The sequence below is a fragment of the Companilactobacillus sp. FL22-1 genome, assembly GCF_043951805.1.
Classification (GTDB): domain Bacteria; phylum Bacillota; class Bacilli; order Lactobacillales; family Lactobacillaceae; genus Companilactobacillus.
In genome coordinates, this window is record NZ_JBINJY010000009.1 from 13,732 (window position 1) to 33,936 (window position 20,205).

Here is a 20,205-nt window from a genome sequence, read left to right on the forward strand (position 1 = left end):
TGATATTTATCGACTCTTTTGTTTTAAATAAACTTATACTTGAGCGGTATCTTTTTGGAGCTGATTGTAATACTTCCTCCGACTTTCCATAATTCTGATTACCGTTTCCAAACCATTACCTGCAAAGTACCCTCTACAGACAGCGGGGTTGACAGTCAATTCATTTACATCCATGACTGTTATTTTCTCCTCGACATACGCCTCATTGTATTCCTCAGTTGAATTGTAAATTCAAGGCACAAAAAAAGCCCACAAAATGGGCTTGAACAAATTAATGTGAAATACTATTTGAAGGGTAAGCCATGAAAAAACATGATCATTTTTTTCTTAACTGGGCTTTGTATCTCAACAAGTAGATATTAGTTTATCGAACGCGTTTCATGTCAAGGTAAATAATAATATAATATAAATAAATATTATTCTAGGAGGATATATGAAATTTTTCCGAAATGATCTGACCAAAATAGTTGTCGCCAGTTTGATTTTTCCAGCGGTGCTCTTCCTTTTCCCACTTGTCATACACGTCCATAAAGCATCAGCCACCAGTCTCTGGCAAGCGGCGGCAGATTTGGTGATCTTTTTAATCGCTTTGGGATTAAATTATTTTTATTTTAAACAGAGAGTCTCTTGGTTCAATGATCGAAATTTGTTTGAGCAGTTGATGACAGCAATGCCGGCAATTATTATCATTGGTTTACTCGACTATCCAGTGTTATTTGAAGCTGACTTTCAAGTTAAAATAAGAGCCATCGTCATCTGCTTACTAGTAGGGCTTGCAGAAGAATATGTTTTTCGGGGGTTATTGATAGCTTTATTCTTAAAATTGACTCAGAATCGAGCCTTTTTGACAGTTGTTGTCAGCAGTTTAATTTTTGGCTTGATTCATGTGACGAACTTGAAGGCTTTACCGATTGGCTATGTTTCAGTGCAAGTGATTTTTGCAGCGGCAATAGGTATTCTCTTCGGCACGATCTATTTAAAGACTAAAAACCTCACTTTGGTCATTGTTTTACATGCATTGCGTGATATGTTTCCAATGTTTTCCAATAAACTAATGGGACAAATGGGGCAAACACAATTCTCGATGGCCATTTTATACATTATGGTAATTTTTTTACTAATAACTTTAGTAATTGCCAGATCTCAATTAAAGAACTTTGTGGTTAAAAAATGATCTTTCTAATTAAAGTTAAAGTCTGTGACATAATTACTAATTTCTACAATCACGTGACAAAATAATATCTCTGTTCTTAGCGTCAAAAAGAACCTGATTCAAAAATTCGAATCAGGTCCTTTTTTGGCACATTTTTCTAATTTAGTCTAACTTGAGAGGTTGAGTTGTGTCGAGCAAACCTTGGGTTTGGATGTTTTTAAAGTACATTGTAACTTCAGAAGTTGTATTGTTAACTTTAACTAGCAAGGCTCCGTCGAAACTCTTGCCCGGTTGGACTTGAGTTGAGTTGCTGCTATTAATAATACTAGCGTTATCGCCACTAGTACCAGTCGCAGACAGTTGTTTGCCATCTTGTTTCAAGATGATCGCTGTATTTTGAACTTGCTGAGGTATCTCAGCGGTAGAGGTCTTGTTTGTATAATTGTATTTCACTAAGAGTGCTGCGTCACCATTTGTATCCTTGATCAATTTAACTTCATTTGAGATCTTGAAGGTATACCAATCAATGTCATAAGTTAAGTCATTGTAGGAACCTGGATTAGTAAATGTTTTGGCGGCAGGTTTTTGTTCCGTATCTTTTTGAACCTTTTGAGCTGGCTGTTCTTTGGTAGTTTCCTTTTTAGCGGCAGTTTTTTTGGTAGCTTTTTTTGTAGTCTTTTTTGGTTTTACAGCCTCAGTTTTGTGTGATGGCTGAGTTGAGGTAGTCTGCTCTGAAGAACTGACTTTCCAAAAAACAAATATACCAATTAAAATAATTATGATTAAAATGGTCGGAATAATGAACGATTTTTTCTTGTAAAAAGGTAATCTTTTTCTACGTAATGCCATCCGACTCATGCGACTTTGCAGTGCGTTATTTTGTCTTTTCATAACGTTACTCCCCTATGAGTATTTCGTTATGACCATAATATCATATTAAGTTCGACGGAATTAATTTACTAAAAAATGCTTAGTCTTTCTTAAAAAAAAGTATTTTAAAAATTATGTTGAACTGATCTTTGAAAAGTGGTATAAATATCTGGTCGAAGTTAATGAGATAGTTATTATGCATAGAAGGGGGTCACAATGATGTTGTTTTTTGGTAATCATGGCGATTACGAAGTTACTTGTAATTTCTGGAGCAAGGAAGGCCAAACAATTGCTAAGAAGCGCATTTGTCACAACGTTTCTAAGAAAGAAGCTCGTGACGGTATGAGAGACTATATTACAAATAGATTCTCTGATATCATTGATGTAGCTCATCCCATTAAAGTTGTTGCTAAGCAAACAACTAAATAGAAGGATATATAAGGGTCAAAAAGATGGAACTTAAAAAAGCTCCATCTTTTTTTATTTTTCAGTAAAGATTGGTATGATAGTCCTTGAGGAGGTGGTGTTATGGAACGTGAAAAAGTTACTGGTAGACGTTTCTTCTATATCACCATACTGAATGTCTTGATTACCATTATTGAATTTATTGGTGGGTTTTTCTCAGGTAGTCTGGGATTGATCTCCGATGCTTTTCATAATTTAGAAGATTCACTTTCAATCATAATTTCTTATGTGGCCAATGTAATTGGTCGACGTAAAAATAATACTAAGAAAACCTTTGGATACAAACGGGCTGAGATATTGGCAGCTTTCGTTAATTCAATCGTTTTAGTCGTCATTACTTTGATGATGGTAGTGGAATCATTTCGGCGCTTGTCTCAGCCCCAGCATATCAATGGTGGACTGATGATGATCGTGTCTTTGGTCGGATTAGTAGCTAACTTTGTTTCCATGTTATTGTTGATGACAGGTTCAAAACACAACTTAAATATCAAAGCGACCTTTCTACATATGATGACCGATGCCTTGTCATCAGTTGGCGTTTTTGTGGCCTCAATCTTTGTGATTCTCTTCAATTGGAATTGGATCGATCCACTAATTACAATTGTTATTGCCATTTGGCTTTTAAAAGAGGCTTACACGGTCGTTTCTGAAACAGTTAATATCTTGATGGAAGCCAGCCCAAAAATCGATCTGGACGCCGTACAGGCTGAAATCCTAACTATTCCCGAAATTGTCAAAGTTCATCACGTCCATGTTTGGATGATCGATGAAAACCATATCATGTTGGATGCTCATATTAACGTCAAAAGTAATTGTAATATGATCGAGTTAGATGGCTTGTATGATCAAGCTGATAAATTGTTGAAAGATAAATTCAATATTAGTCATGTCACCCTACAGGCAGAGTGTTCTCGAGGTTTGGATAATTCACTGATAGATTAATATGACACTGCAATTGTGCTAAGATTAATAGGTAAGTCTTTATGAAAGTTGGGAATGTTGTAAGATGGTAAAACTTGTCATGGTCAGACATGGGGAAAGTATTGCTAATGCTTTGAATCAATATACAGGCTGGAACGACGTGGGTTTAACTCAGCAAGGAGTAGTACAAGCCCATTTGGCCGCCGAAAAATTAAAAGGTTTCTATTTTGATCATGTCCATACGTCAGTATTGAAACGAGCTATTATCACAGCTTATATAATTCAAGATGATCTGCATTTAAATTATTTGCCAGTCACCAAAACTTGGCGTTTGAATGAACGTCATTACGGAGCATTGCGGGGACAAAATAAAGATGCAACTAGACGTGAATTTGGAGCGGAACAAGTTCATCAATGGCGGCGAAGCTTCTATTCAGTCCCACCTAAGTTGCCTCAAGCCGATGGCAATATTGGCCCTTACAAGTATTTTGATGCCGATATCATGCCACTTGCTGAAAGTCTCTATCAAGCATATCAAAGAATTGTTCCATATTATGTTGATCACGTGGCACCAGGTTTGCTGGATGGCAAGAATCAATTGATCGTAGCTCATGGCAGCACTATCCGTGCTTTGATCAAGTACATCGAAGGAATCAGTGATAAAGACATCGATGGCGTTGAAGTAGCTAATGGCAAACCAATTATTTATGAGTTCGATCAGAAACTTCAAATAGTTAATAGTAATCGCGGAAAAAAATAAATAATTTTGTAAGAAAATGAAAGTAACGTTCAGATTAAGGAAAATTTTGAATGCACTTTCATTTTTTTTCGTTTTTTGAAAGAAAATGCTTCCATTTTATTCAGAATGAGTTAAACTATTAAAATGGTCTAGATAAGCGACGACATTTTCATGCCAAAAATGCTTATTTAGATAATTTATTGTAATAATGTTCGTAAATGCATAGCAAAAAGAGTTTATTTTAAGAAAAACATTCAGTTTTATAGATAAATCAAACATGCCACGTTAAAAATTATTACTCAGATTTATTTAATACAGAAGGAGCTTCATAATGAATATTTTAATTGCTTTAATTCCAGCCCTAGGTTGGGGTTTCATGCCAATCATTACTGGTAAAGTCGGCGGTTCACCAGTCAACCAAATGTTTGGTATCGGTGCGGGAGCAACTATTGTCGGTTTAATCTCATTTTTAATAACACAACCAAGTGTTAGTGCTCAAGCATTTTGGTTCTCAGTTCTCTGTGGTTCCTTGTGGACGATCGGCCAAATTGGTCAATTTATTTCTTTCAAACGAATCGGTGTTTCCGGAACAGTTCCACTTTCAACCGTATTTCAGCTCGTTGGTAATTCAATCATCGGTGTTTTGATTTTTGGTGATTGGGCCGGAGTTCATGCTAAAATCGTTGGTTTCATCGCTTTAGCCATCGTAGTTATCGGAGCTTTGTTAACTTCAGTTAGTGACAATGCCTCTGGTCAAAAGATGCAACTAAGGGATGCCTTGTTCCTACTATGTACTACAGTAGGATTTTGGATCTATTCATCATTTCCAAATATGCCTATCGTTAAGGCAGAAAGTCCTACCGGAATATTCTTGCCAGAAATGTTAGGTATCTTATTAGGATCAATTATCTACGCCTTATTTACTGATAAGAATTCCTTTAAAGAAAAACAACAATATCAAAATATTATTGCCGGAGTTGCTTGGGGAATTGCAGCCTTTGCTTACATTTTCTCAGCCAAAGCCAACGGTAATACATCAGCATTCATCTGGACACAATTAAACGTTGTGATTGGAACATTTGGTGGTATTTTTGTACTTCATGAACAAAAGAGCCACCGCGAATTAACCTTTACAATTTTAGGAATTATTTTGATTGTTGTGGGTAGTGTCGCAACTTCATTTGCATAAGGAGTACAATCCAAAAGGGGTTGTACTTTTTTTGGTTGTTTTTGTTAAACGTTTTCATTTATAATTTATTGGTGATGATTTTTGGAGTGGTATTGGTTCACTGCCGTCATCCGCTCCAGTTCTGGGGGATATGGAACGTGGTGGGCCGACTTGGAGCCCCTCAGCAAGCTGACGGTCTTCAAGCTCGACCTTTTACTAAATTGGCAAAAACCGCCAATTAAGTAAAATTTCACCACTGATATCCCCCAGAACTTCCGCTCCTGACTAGAGTTACTGCATAGTTTATTTGTTAGTGATATATATGAGAACTCTACATTTTTGATTGTGCTTAGTAGGAGTGGAAGCTGAAAAAACTCGGTGCTTAAGGGTAAAAGATAGAGGATAAGACAAAAAAATGTATTGAACTGATATATTCATATCAATTCAATACATTAGTAGTTATTAAAAACCTCAGTTCGTTTTGCTTTTAGGCTTTTAAGTTTTTGACCTTATTCTTTGCCTTTGAACTGGATTTATCTCTTGAACTTGTTCACTTGAGGGATATCCAAATATGTTTTAACAACCTAGGCTGTAGTGAGAGCTCTGAGGGGTCTAAGCCATGAAATTGTTCTTAGTGGGCGAAGCACACTTAGAACAAGGCTCGACTTTGAAACAATTGTGCATTTCAATTGGTTCAAAGCGATGCCCATGGCGTTCCAGACCCCTCAGAGCCGAACGGAAGCCGGCAGTGAACCCAACACCCAACCAACCTACTAATCAACAAATCCAAGAAAGAAAAGGAAACCAACATGATTAAGCATATTTTTTCAGACATGGATGGAACACTTTTACAAAGCAATTGTAAAATTAGTGAAAATAATGTCAAAGTAATTAAAGAAAGCCAAATTCCGTTTACATTAGTTTCAGCACGATCACCAATGGAAATGGTGGAAACGATTGATAAGCTTGAGTTAACAGAACCACAAATAGCTTTTAACGGCGGGTTGATTTTTCAACCTTTGGATCAAGGCTTAAAAGTGTTGCAGAAATCAACTATTGATCTAGCTAACTTAGAGCAAGTCTTGTTGACGTTGCAAAAAGAGTTTCCAGACGTTAGTTGTTCACTTTATGATCGAGATCATTGGTTAGTCGAAAAAATCGATCAGGGAGTAGAATATGAGGCTAAAGTAGGGGGATACCATCCAACTTTGACTAATTTTGTTTCATTATTAAAACAACCAGACCTCGAAATTTACAAAATCATGTTGATTTCCTTTGATTTAACAGAAATGAAAGCTCTAAATGAAAAACTCAGTGGCTTAAATCCTGATTGTTTATCTGTCACCCAGTCAGCCGAAAATTACTTGGAAATTACCAGTCATGCGGCTAAAAAGTCTATCGGTATCAAATATATTCAAGATTTAGAAAAACTCCGTAAAAGCGAAATGGCGGCTTTTGGCGATGGGTACAATGATTTAGTGATGCTCCAACAAGTCGGAACGCCGATCGTGATGGACAATGCTTTGCCAGGAGTAAAGGATTATGCAAAATATATTACAAGAGATAATGATACTGATGGTGTGGCTTACGGGATTCAACAATATTTGCAATAATTTATCAACTAAAAAAACACTGATATTCTCAGTGTTTTTTTAATACTAAGCTTTGAGAGCTTTGTATAATTGGTGAATTAGCGATTGACTTTCGCCATATCCAGTATAGATAAAGGAATATTTTTTATCTTGATAAGTGAAACTGACGCAATCAGTTCCATAATAATCTTCAACGATTAAATTTGTGATTTTAGCGAATGGAATGTCGATATGTTGTAAAACGTGCATGCCTCTGACTTTTGTCATGGACAATTTATCGGCAACTATTTTATAAATGACATAACCTTTGAAGATTGTATAATCTTTGTCTGCGATTTCCATATATGTAAACATAATAATACGATCTTCTTTCTAATAAAATTTAGTCATCAGTAATATTAAAATTATTGATTAATGCAAATTATATTTAATGCCGTATGGGAATAAAATTGGTAAGCCTTAATCCTGACGAATCGTCAAACTTGAGCTACTTCGTTGCCTTAATTTTGTAAATACGATAACTTTAGTGCGAAAAAATATTAATTTTATAATATTTTGGCTATCAGAAGGTGGCGATTGTGTATGATCGAAAAAAGCTTTGCCAGAAAATTAAGTGGGAAACCATTATTCAATAGTTTGGTCTTCGGTGCCGCAATTGGAGTGTTCATTTTTATTGTTTTTAGACAGGATATTGCAGCTGGTATCATTTGGGGTGAGACAGCTTTTTTGATTCTGAGCGGTTTGATTTATCCGCGCTATCTGCCAAGTCTTTACGGTTGGTGGAAGGTCAACAACGGGGCAATATCTTATTATGATTACAGTACCTGGTCTAAGCGGATCAAGTCGATTTTCTTTCCTTTTGCCCAAAAACAAAAATCTGTCAATTTTGAAAATATCTTATCTTATTCCTTAGTCCTTTCTAAGAAAAATGACCTCTGGACGCCACATTATATCCTGCTGAAACTCGATGACGGTCATGATGTTGCTTTGGACGTATCGTGGAACTTGTTAAAGTCTGGAGCCCCTCAAAAGGATGTTGAGTGGGTAGTGGACTTTATTACTTCAAAACTTAATCAAAAAACTGTTCAAATTTTACAAGTATAAAAAAAGCCATCTGATTTTGAAATCAGATGGCTTTAATTTTTTTAAAATAATTTTTAGTAGACTAGTTAATCTTCGTCATCGTCATCAATTTCTTCGTCAACTTTAATATCTTTCAAAGCTGAACGATCTTTTCTGACTAGACGTAAACGATTGAGTGAAACTTTTCCAAGTACCAATGGCACTCGTTCTTCGACTACATCACTGTATGATAAACCGAACCAGTTGGCAGGTGAAATAAATTTCTGGAGGAAGAAGCGCATGTGAATGACACTCTTCTTCAAGTTGCTGATTTTGGTATCTGGAGAGAGGACTTCTTTGATAATTACGAATGAGAAGTCGCCGACATCACGATCAGGAATCGTAGTATATTTCTGTGGCTGTGGTTTGATTTCGCCGTTAGACATCATATCGTTGACCACTTGCCGCAAATAAACATTAACCTTTTGATCAACTCTAAAGCCTAAGTATAGTTGTACACTGACCATATAATCAGTATCAAAAGTTTCCACACTGTAAGCAGCTGTATAAGGTTCATCAGTAACGTTAACAGTTACGAACCAATAGACTTGAGCTCGTTTGGGCCGTTTATCAAGAATAGAATAAAGAATATTTTTCTTGATGCGATAGCCATCGTGGATCTTAGTTAAGTAAACCAAGTTGGTTGTGTAAAGTGGATAGCTTGGGTCCTTACGAAGATCATTCAATTGATGTTTAAAAGCTAAGAGTGACACGAAGTGACTCCGATAAGTATTGTCATCTTTGAGACGTTCACCATATCTCCAAACGAACATAACCAAGATAAGTAAAGCAGCGATGAACATCGTAATGTAAGCACCATGGATGAACTTACTACTGTTGGTTACAAAGAAGATACTTTCGATGATAAAGAAGAAACTGATGATTACTGTGGTAAAGACTCGGTTAGCTCGTTACATCAATAACCATTGATGTAACAGGATAGTTGTCATCAACATGGTGATGGTGATTTCAAGACCGTAAGCATTAGACATATTTTCTGAAGTTTTGAAATAGAAAACAATGAATAAACAAACGACCCAGATAATTGAGTTAACTGTTGGAATATATAACTGACCTTTGAAATTAGTAGGGTAAAAAGTCTTTAATCTTGGGAAGATACGTAATTTAGTTGCTTCAGAGACAAGTGTATAGGAACCAGAAATTAAGGCCTGAGAAGCGATAATAGCAGCCATTGCCGATAAGAAAATTCCAAACAGTCTAAAGTCAGCTGGAATCGATTGATAGAACGGATTCATGGCTGAACCCATATTTTGCAAGGCGTGATTATCTTTAACGCTTAAAATCCAAGTAGCTTGTCCTAAGTAGCTGAGTAATAGACAAATTTTGACGAAGGGCCAACTAGTATAAATATTAGGACGGCCCACGTGTCCCATATCTTAATAGAGAGCTTCCGCACCAGTAGTGGCCAGGAAGATACTACCAAGGATGAAAACTCCTCTGATGTTAATAGGACTACGTAATAGTTCAAAAGCATAGTATGGATTCAAAGCTCTTAACATAGTCCAATCATGTGAAAGGTTCATGATACCCATTAAGCCTAAGAAAGCAAACCAGACTAACATGATTGGTCCAAAAGCACGACCGATCAATTGCGTTCCGAATCTTTGGATAAAGAAGAGTGTCGATAGAATGATCAGTGTCACGATAATTACTTGATTCTGAGTACTGATCAATACCGTATTATTAAAGGCAATTCCTTTTAAACCTTCAATGGCGGCTGTAACAGTAACCGCAGGTGTCATCATACCATCAGCTAAAAAGGTTGCCCCACCGATCATAGCTGGAATAATGAGCCATTTTGCACGTTTTCTAACCAAGGTGTAGAGGGCAAAAATACCACCTTCACCGCGGTTATCAGCTCGCAAAGCGATCAAAACATATTTAATTGTCGTTACTAAAGTCAGTGTCCAAAAAATTAAGGAAACACTGCCAAGAATAAAATCAGTGGACATCTTCTCTAGTCCACCGTTACCAACCATTAAAGAGTGCATAACGTATAGAGGCGATGTACCAATATCCCCATAAACAATTCCCAATGCAATTAAGAATCCAGCAATGCTTTTCTTTGAATGGGGGTTATTCTTTAATGAATTTAGTTGTGTCTTTTCCATATAATAATCTCCAAAAAATAAACAGTTCAACCGCGATTATAACATTCAAATTGATAGTATGAAACCACATTATTTTGGTATAGTGATTTATCGCATAGTCGTCAGCTGTTTGAAGTAGTTGGTATTAATTTGGATTAATAGGAACTAACAGAGCTGATTCATTTGCTTGAACTGTGTATTTAATATTTTGGTTTCCACGTACGGTCATTCCAAAGTCAGTTGCATATACAATTAATCCCAAACGGTGACCACTTAACAATTTGTAATAAGTGGGCTGTAACTCTACATCAAGATTATAGAAGACATTTGGTTCTAGTTCATCCACTTTATAATTGTTTTCACGGTTTTGGAGATTGAGATGACCTTTAGTTATCATTTTAAAAGGTGAGCTGGCAGCAGAAGTAAATTCACGTAAATCATCTTCACGCCAATCATAAGTTCCGGCTAAACTATTTTTTGAAAGGAGAGTTGGAGAAACAGTGAGGCGTTTTGCTTTTCCATAATCAATCAATTGAAAACTCAATAGACCAATATCCTGACTTGACGATACCTTCAAGTTGACTCTGGCCTTGCCATCAATAATCAAATCATTTTTGAGTGGCTCTGTTTGATAAGTTAAGTGATGTCCGGCTAGTTTAGCGTCGCCGGCAATTAAGTCATTTTCCCATGTGGCGTTATGCTTGGCATAATTGTCAAAGTCAATTTGAGGTAATTGATCATCAAAACTTTGAGTTGCTTCAGTAACTGGTGATGTAGTTAATTTATCATTCGATAAGTTGTACTTAACTTGTTGATTATCTGCATTAGACCAGTCTTTTTTGGCAGTCCAATTTTCTGTCTTAGTGTTGTCTTGAATGATGACATTAGGGATGATTTCCTTTGCCTGATTGTCTACTCCTAATAGTTCATAAGTTAACCAAAGATTGATAATATCGTTATAGTCGATTGAACGAAAGGCATTGATATAAATGTGTTGTCCTTGGTGAAGAATCAATTTCTGCGTAACGCCGTTATCCTTGATTCCATTCCAAAGTCTTTCCACATTTCTAGGCTTAACATTCCAATCGTTGAGACCGTGTACCATGAAAACATCAGCTTTAATATTTTTGAAGTTTTTATGATAGTTGCGGGCGTCCCAAAAACGATTGTAGTCTCCGGTGGTACGATCTTGACCAGTTTCAATTTGGTCGATTTGTTTGTCCCATTGGGATTTGATTTGGTGAAAATCACCTGGCTGTAGTCGCCGACTGAAAGTCTCTTCAGCTAATACATCGGCATCTTCACCTGGAAATCCTCCTGGGGCTATTACTAAGCCACCATCACGATAGTAGTCATACCAACTTGAGATAGCGGCTTCTGAAATAACTGTCTTTAAACCATCCACACCGGTAGTTGCGGCTGCAGTAGCTAAAGTACCTAAGTAAGAGCGGCCAGTCATGGCAACTTTTTTATTCGACCACCAAGCTTTGATTTCAATGTTATCAGTGCGATTAGTGAAGGCAGGTAATTGACCAGTTAACCATTTGATGATGGCAACGGTAGAAGTAGTCTCTTCGGGATCACCAGTCGTTCTGAAACCGTCAGAATCTTTGGTTCCAATACCTGCCATATAAACTACGGCAAATCCGCGGGCTAAGAAATAATCGTTAAGAGTGTAAGAACTTTCGCGTGAAAAGCTTTGTTCAGCTTTTTTGGTTTCACCATTGACCGTTCGAGGTTCTAGAATCTCAGCTGCCTTATCTTTGAATTCGATATCTGAGTACTGAAGTTGGTTTGGTTCTTTGCGTGTCAGTGGAACATTCACATTGTGAGTCAACTTTTCGCCAGTCTCATCATTAGTCCCTTGATTATATGGACTAGCAGTGTAAAGCACGGGAACTTTCAATCCGTTTTCAGTTTCGTAAGGACGCAAGATCTCGGCTTTTAAGAGGTCTCGTTTGCCATCATGATCACTGTCTTGTGGAGATTCAACATAAACGACTTCACGAATCAATTTGTGAGGATCGAAAACAGGTAAAGTTTTACCATTGAAGAGCAGTGGATGGGAAACCTTGCCATAAAACTTTGTGAAATAGCCTTTGGCTGCCAAAAAATCAATATAGGTTTGGCCAACTTTATTGTGAGTTGCTAACAGCCAATACCAAGCTGATTTTAATTCATCAACTGTAAAGAAGTCACCGTTATGGTCAGCAATCATCAATTGAATTTTTTTCATGGCCGAAATTGGATCATCAAACGTGAAATCAACGTCGGGATTGAATTTCAAAAGCTGTAACGCAACGTTATAAAACGCCGTTACGGATACTTGGCTAGCAGAATCAAGATAGTCGCTCAAGTTTTGATCAGTAGTAGCCATGTACGTTTTCAAGGCTTCGTCAAAAGTCGAAGAGGTTTTGTCTTCTAAGAAACTCTTGCTGAGGAAACTGATCCAAACTTGGATCGGATTAGTTTCAGCTTCATTGTCTTTATCGAGAAAACCAATTTCTCGCAACTCTTTTATTTGAGTATCAAAATCTGTTGGACGAATCGCAAATTGATTATTTTTCATACAAAGAACTTCCTTTCATGTTGGCTATATTATAGTGCAATGGGAGTGATTATTTCCACGTATATAAAAGAAGCCTGATAACTCGTTTAGCGTACGCTAACTTGGAGAACCAGACTTCTTGTATTGTGTTTGTGGTACATGAGAGTTAATAAAATTAAAAAGGCGAGTATAATTCGTGAGATTAGGCAAATGCTCGAAATCTAAGCGTCGTCTTCCGCTCTCTGATTATGCAAGTGCTCCCATTGGGTCCCATGGTGCTAAGACTTTTGGATCTTTTGATTCTTTATCGAAGGTTTCTTTGAGATCTTCTGGTAAGTACTTCTTGTTGATAACTAGTTGATAAACGAATTCGTTGAACCATGAATCGCTCATGACGAAGTAACCTTTGGTACCGACTTTTTCACCCCATGAATTTTCAACTTTCCACTTCAATGGATTGCCGTTTTCATCGAGATCAACACCGGTAATGACCATTGCGTGGGTCATCATACTTTCAATGTAATCAAGGCGTTGGGCTTTGGTCATCTTGAGGTCAGTGTTCAAGAGGCCTTCGAGGTCATAAATGTTAGTATCCATAATACCGATCTTACGGTCAGAACTTTGGCCAACATCACTACCGAACCAAACTGTTTCGCCGGCTTGTAGTTGTTTGACAGCTAATTTCTTGAAGTCATTGATTTCAAGGTTTAGGTGACGAACTTGGCGGCCGCCGACAACGTTTCCTAACATTTCAACTGTATAAACGTGATTGTATGGCTTATCAGCAGTTGGAGCATTGATAGTTGAGATATAGCTATCTAGGTCCCAGCCAACATATTTCTTAAAGAATTCTTGTGGTGTGATACCAGTTTCTTTGTGATAGTTCTTGTCGTCATCACGATAAGCCCAGTCGAATTTAGTAGGTGGAACACCAACTGTATAAACTAGGATCTTGTAAATTTCACTTAGTAATTCATTTTTCTTACGTTCAATATCTTCCTCAGATTTATTGTTGTTGACTAAGTCACGCAAGATGATAGCGTCTTTACGTAATTTCTTATTGAGGACGTTATTGAGTTCAGAGGAGTTTGTACGACTGAATGTATCTGGCATAACGGCCTTAGGAACGACACCATATTTTTGAACTAGAGCCATGACCATATCCCATTGACCACCGTCTTGTTGAGGGGTTGCCATTAGGAAGTCAACTTTACGGTCGCCAGTTGGCAATGCTGCTGTGTTAATAACATTTTCAAAGAAATAATTTGATTTCTCTAGTTTGTCCCAAAAGAGCATGTAGCCTTGTGACAATTCAAAGCCCTTGATCTTAAATTCCTTTTGAAGAGGGTGTCTCATCGTATTTAAGGCTGCAAAGACCCAGCAAAGTCCTGATTGCTTTTGATCGGCTACGCTACCAGTATCGATTTCAACTGAAAAAGTTGGGTCCATCGCTACTTTAGAAGCAATAGTTTCACTTGATTTAAATAGACCATTGTTGGCTACAGCGTTTTTAATAGCCGAAGAGCCAGGTGTGTTTTCGAATGCAGTTTTAAAGTTATCTAATTCTTGTGAAGTAATTTCTTTTGTCATACAATATATTCTCCTCTATCTGATATTATCGATTACTTTTGGTCCATCTGGGTAACCGACGATAATAGTATTAACTATATCAAGAAATAGGCCGTGTGCAACAATTCCGACCTGATGATCTAACCAATCGGCTAGTAGGTGAGGATGTTTGATTTCACCCATCTTTAAATCAATGACGTAATTTTTATTGTGCGTCAAGACACGTTCACCATTATCGTCCAAACGAAATTCTGGTTGAAGATTTTCTCTTTGCAAGTCTGTGAAAGTTTTTTCGCAACCGAACGGAATCACTTCAAGTGGCAAAGGAAAACTTCCCAGACTGTCAGCTAATTTAGATTGATCGACGATCCAAATATTCTTGGTGGAGTTGATGGCAACCATCTTTTCCAATAAGTGTGCTGCACCGCCACCTTTGATACCTTGATAATTTTTGTCGATTTGATCAGCACCGTCAATCGTTAGATCAATATGATCAACATCGTTTAAATTTTTAGTAGGGATGCCTAGCGACTGTGCTTGCTTTTCTGAACGTGATGAAGTCGTTACGGCAACGATATTTTTGATTTGTCCTGCTTGGTATCTTTTACCTAATTCCTCAATCATATAATAAACCGTTGAGCCAGTACCAAGGCCTACGACTGAGTCACTTTGGATAAAGTCGACTGATTTAATACCAACCGCTTGTTTCAATTCATTTTGATCCAATTACTTTTCCCCCTTGAGCAATTCTTGGTAATTTTCAGTCAATAAAAACCTGATTTTAGGGTCTCTTTCAAAGGCTGCTTTAGCATATTCGCATACTGGCACGATCTTGAGACCTTTCAAGTCGGCAAAGTCTAAAGCTGCATTCAACAGTTTACCGGCGATGCCTTGTCCACGATAAACATCATCGACATAAGTATGGTCAAGCGAGATAACACCATCTTTCACTTTGGAATAAGTGATCTCACCGACTAATTTGTCGTTTTCTTCATAAAAGAAACGGCCATCCTCATGTTTTAATTCCATAAAAATTACCTCCTGCTTTTTTATTTTAATCTTATACTACCCTATTATAAGAAGAAAGTCAGTGGAATGAATAGTTTTATAGCGTCTAAAATGCTATCATTTTACTTATCTAATGCTGAAGGAGTTTTCGATTTGACTAAAAAACGTGGATTTGAAATTGTAAAAAAATACGAGGATAAAGGAATCAATTTACCAATTCGTCAAACTAAAAATGCGGCTGGCTATGATATTGAAAGTGCTGAAGATTTCGTGGTCCCTTCCATTTGGAAATTCGGTGTGCTCAATGTTTTGAAATTTATTTTGAATAAAGGCAAAATGGACGACGATAAAATTGCAGAAGTTCAGAAATCAATTAAGCCAGTATTAGTACCGACTGGTATCAAGGCCTTTATGCAATCGGATGAAGTTTTGATCATTGCTAGTCGTTCAAGCAATCCACTAAAGCGTGGTTTATCGATCCCGAATGGTATTGGAGTAGTTGACGCTGACTATTATAATAATGATGGTAATGAGGGCGAGTTATTTGTGCAGTTGATCAATTTCTTCCCTGTCGATTACAAAGTTAAGAAGGGCGAACGTTTAGCTCAAGGTATTTTCTTGAAATACTTAACAACTGATGATGATGAAGGCGGATTAACGAAACGTCATGGAGGATTTGGTTCTTCAGGAATATAATAGAAAGGAACTGTTTAATTGGCAAAAGCTAAAACAAAATTTGTATGTCAAAATTGTGGCTACGTTTCACCTAAGTATTTGGGACGTTGTCCTAATTGTGGTGTCTGGAATCAGATGGTTGAAGAAGTTGACCGTCCAGAAGCCATTAAAGCTAGTGCAACTCCTAGTCGACGGGTCAGTGATCTAGAGGCTAAACCAGTTAAGTTGGGCGAAGTTTCATTTGAAAAGGAGCCTCGTGTTAAGACTGATTTAGGTGAATTGAACCGTGTGTTAGGTGGAGGAATCGTCCCTGGTTCACTGATTTTAATCGGTGGGGACCCGGGAATTGGAAAGTCTACTTTACTGACGCAAGTATCCGGTCAGTTGGCCAAAGATGGTAGTAAGGTGCTCTATGTTTCTGGTGAAGAGAGTGCTTCTCAGATCAAGATGCGGGCAGATCGCTTAGGTATCACTGGTGATAACTTGTACTTGTATCCACAGACAGACATGAGTTACATTCGCCAGACGATAGATGAAATGAAGCCCAATTATTTGATCATCGACTCAGTTCAAACAATGGATGAACCAGAAATCACCTCAGCAGTTGGTAGTATTTCTCAGATTCGTGAGGTTACTGCTGAATTGATGAACATCGCCAAGCAACAAAATATCACGGTTTTTGTCGTTGGTCATGTGACTAAAGGTGGAGCAATTGCTGGTCCAAAAATTTTGGAACATATGGTGGATACTGTTCTATACTTTGAAGGGGACACTCACCATAGTTATCGAATTTTACGTTCGGTTAAAAATCGTTTTGGATCAACTAATGAGATTGGTATCTTTGAGATGCGGACTAAAGGTTTGGTAGAAGTTGCTAATCCATCAGAGATTTTCTTAGAGGAACGGCTGGTGGATGCCAATGGTTCAGCCGTTGTCGTTTCAATGGAAGGTACTAGACCGATTTTAGTTGAGATTCAGTCATTGATCACGCCGACGATTTTTGGTAATGCGAAGCGGACCGCTACTGGCCTAGATCATAATCGTGTCTCCGTGATCATGGCGGTTTTGGAAAAAAGAGGCAATTTGATGTTGCAGAATCAAGATGCTTATTTGAAATCAACCGGTGGTGTAAAATTAGACGAGCCGGCAATTGATTTAGCATTAGCAATGTCGATTGCTTCAAGCTACAAAAATACTGGTATTGCTGGAACAGATTGTTTTGTCGGTGAAGTTGGCTTAACTGGTGAGGTCAGAAGAGTCAATCGTATCGACCAAAGAGTTAATGAAGCTGAAAAATTAGGCTTCAAACGAATCTTTATTCCTAAAAATAATTTGGGTGATTGGTCCAAAAATAATAAGATTAAAATAATCGGTGTCAGCACAGTTTTAGATGCAATGAATAAGATTTTTTAAATGAGGAGGTTTTTATGCGAAAGATTGTAATTAATATTATTTTCGCACTCTTAGGTATTGCGGTTGGGATTACCGTTTTACCAATTTTGTGGGAATTATCAGGTTTAACAGGAATTGCCTTTATCAATAACAACTATTTTGACGGACTTATTGGATGTATCATTTTTTATTTCGTGTCGTTTTTATTTGTTAAACCAATTTTAGATTTAAATAAGCAGATCGAACGTTATCTTAATTCGAGATCACCAGGATGGATCATTTATGGTTCAGTCTTTCTGATTGGAGGATTGGTATTAGCTAATATTATCTCGATTCCGTTTTATATGATGCACAACATGTTTTCTAATGTTATTCCCGTCATCTTGATGATTGTTTTCGGTTGGATCGGTTTTCGAATGGGAACTAGCCGCCGAAGCGATTGGAGTAATTTTTCACTTTCAAAGCGTAGCAATGCAAGTAAGTCAGAATCAAAGAGCGATGAAATAGCTTCTGAAGGTCAAGTTACTCGTAGATCAGCCAAGAAGGATTTTTATCCTTACAAGATTCTTGATACTTCAGTTATTATTGATGGCCGGATTCATCAATTAGCTCAGACTGGTTTTCTTGAAGGAAAATTAATGATTCCAGATTTTGTGGTGCACGAATTGCAATTGATCTCGGATTCAAGTGATAATCAAAAACGTGAGCGTGGTCGTCGTGGACTAGATATTTTGAATGAAATCAAGATGGATCAGACGATTCGCTATGAAACAACAACTAGAGATTATGATAATATTCCAGAAGTAGACATGAAATTACTTAAATTAGCCAAAGAAATCGGTGGTGCTGTCATCACAAATGATTATAATTTAAGTAAGGTAAGTGAATTTCAAAATGTTCAAGTACTTAACATTAACGAGTTAGCCAAAGTTTTGAAACCAATGGTTTTGCCAGGAGAAACGATGACTGTTAAAGTTATTAAAGAGGGTACTGAAAGAGAGCAAGGTGTTGCATACCTAGAAGACGGTACGATGGTCGTTGTTGAAGAAGGTAAATACTTCATTAACAAGGACATCGAAGTTATCGTAACTAGTGCATTGCAAACTGATGCTGGTAAAATGATTTTTGCAAAGCCTAAGCATTCAATGCATGGTATCCAGGAAAAGAGTAGTGCCAAGGAGAATTCAACAAACCATAACAGTAACAACAGCGGAAACAGCAACAATGGCCGCAATAACAACCGTAACCGCAACAATGGTAACCGGAATTCGAATAAAAACAACTCAAGAAACAAAAGGGGAGAACAAAAAAATGGCAAAAAAGTCAGATAATAAAATTCGAGTAAGATATGCACCAAGTCCAACAGGACATTTACACATTGGTAATGCTAGAACAGCTATCTTCAACTACTTGTTTGCACGTAGCCACAAGGGAACATTCGTAATTAGAATTGAAGATACTGATACAAAGCGTAACGTCGAAGGTGGAACAAAGAGTCAACTAGAAAACTTAAAGTGGCTCGGCGTTGATTGGGACGAAGGTCCAGATGTCGGTGGTGACTATGGTCCTTATCGTCAATCAGAAAGAAAAGATATCTACCAAAAGTATATTGATGAGTTACTCGAAAAAGGTTTAGCTTACAAATCATATCTGACTGAAGAACAACTAACAAAGATGCGTGAAGATCAGGAAGCTCACGGACAAATGCCTCATTACGAATATGAATTCGAAGGTATGTCTGAAGAAGAAAAAGCTGCCAAAATCAAGGAAGCTGAAGATGCTGGTTTACAACCAGTTGTCAGATTCCACGTGCCAGTTGGTAAGAACTACGAATGGGACGATATCGTAAAGGGTAAAGTTTCCATTGGTTCAGATACTATCGGTGGCGATTGGGTTATCCAAAAGCGTGATGGTATGCCAACTTACAACTTTGCCGTTGTTATTGATGACCATTTGATGGAAATCTCACATGTTCTTCGTGGTGATGACCACGTTGCTAACACACCAAAACAATTGATGATTTACGAAGCACTTGGTTGGGAAGCTCCTAAGTTCGGTCATATGACACTGATCATCAATACTGAAACTGGTAAGAAGTTAAGTAAACGTGACGAATCAATTCTCCAATTCATCGAACAATATCGTGAACTAGGTTACTTGCCAGAAGCTATGTTTAACTTCATTACATTACTTGGCTGGTCACCAGTTGGTGAAGATGAACTCTTTACAAGAAAACAATTTATCAAGATCTTTGATGAACATCGTTTGAGCAAGTCACCTGCTAAGTTTGATCAAAAGAAACTTGAATGGGTCAACAACCAATATGTCAAATCCGCTGACGTTAGCGAAATCACTGACTTGGTTTTGAACAACTTGATTGAAGCAAAACGAATCGAGGCTAACCCTTCAACTGATGAGATCCAATGGGTTCGTCATTTGACAGAACTATACATGCCACAAATGAGTTATACACAACAGATCGTTGAATTGTCAGATATTTTCTTCAATCAGCCAGAACACTTGACGGATGATGAACAAAAAGAATTAACAGATGACGATTCCAGAACAGCTATCGAAGACTTGAAAGGTAAGTTAGAAAAACTTGACCGTTTCACTGCTTCACAAATTATGGCTGCGATCCAATCAGTTCGTGCTGATACTGGTGTCAAAGGTAGAAAGCTTTATATGCCTGCCCGTATTGCCACAACTAGAACTATGCATGGTCCAGCAATTGCTGAAACAATTGAATTGTTTGGTAAAGAAAAAGCCTTGGCAAACATCGACAAGACTTTGAAAGAAATGAAATAGGCTCAAATAAAAATAAAAGTTAAAAGAGGTTGAAGGAAAACTTAGTTTGCCTCCAACCCTTTTT

At 37.4% G+C, this 20,205-nt stretch carries 18 protein-coding genes and 1 pseudogene; 11 read left to right on the forward strand and 8 right to left on the reverse strand.

The annotated features are described in order from the left end of the window. Positions 1-33: 33 nt before the first annotated feature. Complete coding sequence (locus tag ACG72T_RS08495) at positions 34-174, reverse strand: hypothetical protein (protein WP_395265781.1); 141 nt, start codon at positions 172-174, stop codon at positions 34-36. A gap of 259 nt (positions 175-433) precedes the next feature. Between ACG72T_RS08495 and ACG72T_RS08500 the strand changes: the two genes are divergently transcribed. Further along, entirely contained in the window at positions 434-1,174 is a 741-nt protein-coding gene (locus ACG72T_RS08500) for a lysostaphin resistance A-like protein (protein WP_395265782.1), read from the forward strand. A 141-nt stretch (positions 1,175-1,315) separates the two neighbouring features. Here ACG72T_RS08500 and ACG72T_RS08505 read toward each other — a convergent pair whose 3' ends face one another. Continuing rightward, positions 1,316-2,044: a DUF5067 domain-containing protein gene (locus ACG72T_RS08505; protein WP_395265783.1), complete on the reverse strand. Its 729-nt coding sequence runs from the start codon at positions 2,042-2,044 to the stop codon at positions 1,316-1,318. A gap of 195 nt (positions 2,045-2,239) precedes the next feature. On the opposite strand from ACG72T_RS08505, the gene ACG72T_RS08510 reads away from it, so the two are divergent. The 5 genes from ACG72T_RS08510 to ACG72T_RS08530 all read left to right on the forward strand — a co-directional run bounded on the left by ACG72T_RS08510 (position 2,240) and on the right by ACG72T_RS08530 (position 6,929). Further along, the gene (locus ACG72T_RS08510; protein ID WP_395265784.1) at positions 2,240-2,452 is read left to right on the forward strand and encodes a hypothetical protein; all 213 of its coding nucleotides are present in this window, start codon (positions 2,240-2,242) and stop codon (positions 2,450-2,452) included. 99 nt (positions 2,453-2,551) lie between these two features. Then, positions 2,552-3,430 (forward strand): cation diffusion facilitator family transporter, encoded by an 879-nt coding sequence (locus tag ACG72T_RS08515; RefSeq protein WP_395265785.1) that lies wholly within the window; start codon positions 2,552-2,554, stop codon positions 3,428-3,430. A gap of 64 nt (positions 3,431-3,494) precedes the next feature. Continuing rightward, entirely contained in the window at positions 3,495-4,169 is a 675-nt protein-coding gene (locus ACG72T_RS08520) for a 2,3-diphosphoglycerate-dependent phosphoglycerate mutase (RefSeq protein WP_395265786.1), read from the forward strand. Positions 4,170-4,479: 310 nt separating this feature from the next. Further along, a complete protein-coding gene (locus tag ACG72T_RS08525; protein WP_395265787.1) occupies positions 4,480-5,337 on the forward strand; it encodes a GRP family sugar transporter in 858 nt (285 codons plus the stop codon). Between the two features lie 788 nt (positions 5,338-6,125). Further along, on the forward strand, positions 6,126-6,929 hold the full coding sequence (locus ACG72T_RS08530; RefSeq protein ID WP_395265789.1) for an HAD family hydrolase: 804 nt from the start codon (positions 6,126-6,128) through the stop codon (positions 6,927-6,929). A gap of 45 nt (positions 6,930-6,974) precedes the next feature. Here ACG72T_RS08530 and ACG72T_RS08535 read toward each other — a convergent pair whose 3' ends face one another. After that, complete coding sequence (locus ACG72T_RS08535) at positions 6,975-7,250, reverse strand: hypothetical protein (RefSeq protein WP_395265790.1); 276 nt, start codon at positions 7,248-7,250, stop codon at positions 6,975-6,977. A 240-nt stretch (positions 7,251-7,490) separates the two neighbouring features. Between ACG72T_RS08535 and ACG72T_RS08540 the strand changes: the two genes are divergently transcribed. Next, entirely contained in the window at positions 7,491-8,012 is a 522-nt protein-coding gene (locus ACG72T_RS08540) for a hypothetical protein (protein ID WP_395265791.1), read from the forward strand. Positions 8,013-8,077: 65 nt separating this feature from the next. On the opposite strand, the pseudogene ACG72T_RS08545 reads toward ACG72T_RS08540, so the two are convergent. The 5 genes and pseudogenes from ACG72T_RS08545 to ACG72T_RS08565 form a co-directional block, all read right to left on the reverse strand. After that, positions 8,078-10,162 (reverse strand): annotated as a pseudogene (locus ACG72T_RS08545) (KUP/HAK/KT family potassium transporter). A 124-nt stretch (positions 10,163-10,286) separates the two neighbouring features. Next, a complete protein-coding gene (locus tag ACG72T_RS08550; RefSeq protein WP_395265792.1) occupies positions 10,287-12,710 on the reverse strand; it encodes a Xaa-Pro dipeptidyl-peptidase in 2,424 nt (807 codons plus the stop codon). 225 nt (positions 12,711-12,935) lie between these two features. Continuing rightward, a complete protein-coding gene (locus tag ACG72T_RS08555) occupies positions 12,936-14,279 on the reverse strand; it encodes an aminopeptidase C (RefSeq protein WP_395265793.1) in 1,344 nt (447 codons plus the stop codon). A gap of 15 nt (positions 14,280-14,294) precedes the next feature. Further along, a complete protein-coding gene (gene rpiA, locus ACG72T_RS08560) occupies positions 14,295-14,984 on the reverse strand; it encodes a ribose-5-phosphate isomerase RpiA (RefSeq protein ID WP_395265794.1) in 690 nt (229 codons plus the stop codon). Next, a complete protein-coding gene (locus ACG72T_RS08565) occupies positions 14,985-15,287 on the reverse strand; it encodes a GNAT family N-acetyltransferase (RefSeq protein ID WP_395265795.1) in 303 nt (100 codons plus the stop codon). It lies immediately after the preceding gene. Between the two features lie 90 nt (positions 15,288-15,377). Between ACG72T_RS08565 and ACG72T_RS08570 the strand changes: the two genes are divergently transcribed. Genes ACG72T_RS08570 through gltX form a run of 4 tightly spaced genes read left to right on the forward strand, consistent with a single transcriptional unit; the run spans position 15,378 to position 20,141 of the window. Then, positions 15,378-15,962, forward strand: coding sequence for a dUTP diphosphatase (locus tag ACG72T_RS08570; RefSeq protein ID WP_395265903.1), 585 nt, complete (start codon positions 15,378-15,380; stop codon positions 15,960-15,962). A gap of 18 nt (positions 15,963-15,980) precedes the next feature. Further along, a complete protein-coding gene (gene radA, locus ACG72T_RS08575) occupies positions 15,981-17,354 on the forward strand; it encodes a DNA repair protein RadA (RefSeq protein ID WP_395265796.1) in 1,374 nt (457 codons plus the stop codon). A 14-nt stretch (positions 17,355-17,368) separates the two neighbouring features. Continuing rightward, a complete protein-coding gene (locus ACG72T_RS08580; protein ID WP_395265797.1) occupies positions 17,369-18,664 on the forward strand; it encodes a PIN/TRAM domain-containing protein in 1,296 nt (431 codons plus the stop codon). Then, positions 18,645-20,141 carry a glutamate--tRNA ligase gene (gene gltX / locus ACG72T_RS08585; protein WP_395265798.1) on the forward strand — a complete coding sequence of 499 codons (1,497 nt, stop codon included), beginning with the start codon at positions 18,645-18,647 and terminating at the stop codon, positions 20,139-20,141. Before ACG72T_RS08580 ends, gltX begins: the two co-directional genes overlap by 20 nt. The last annotated feature ends 64 nt before the right edge of the window (positions 20,142-20,205 follow it).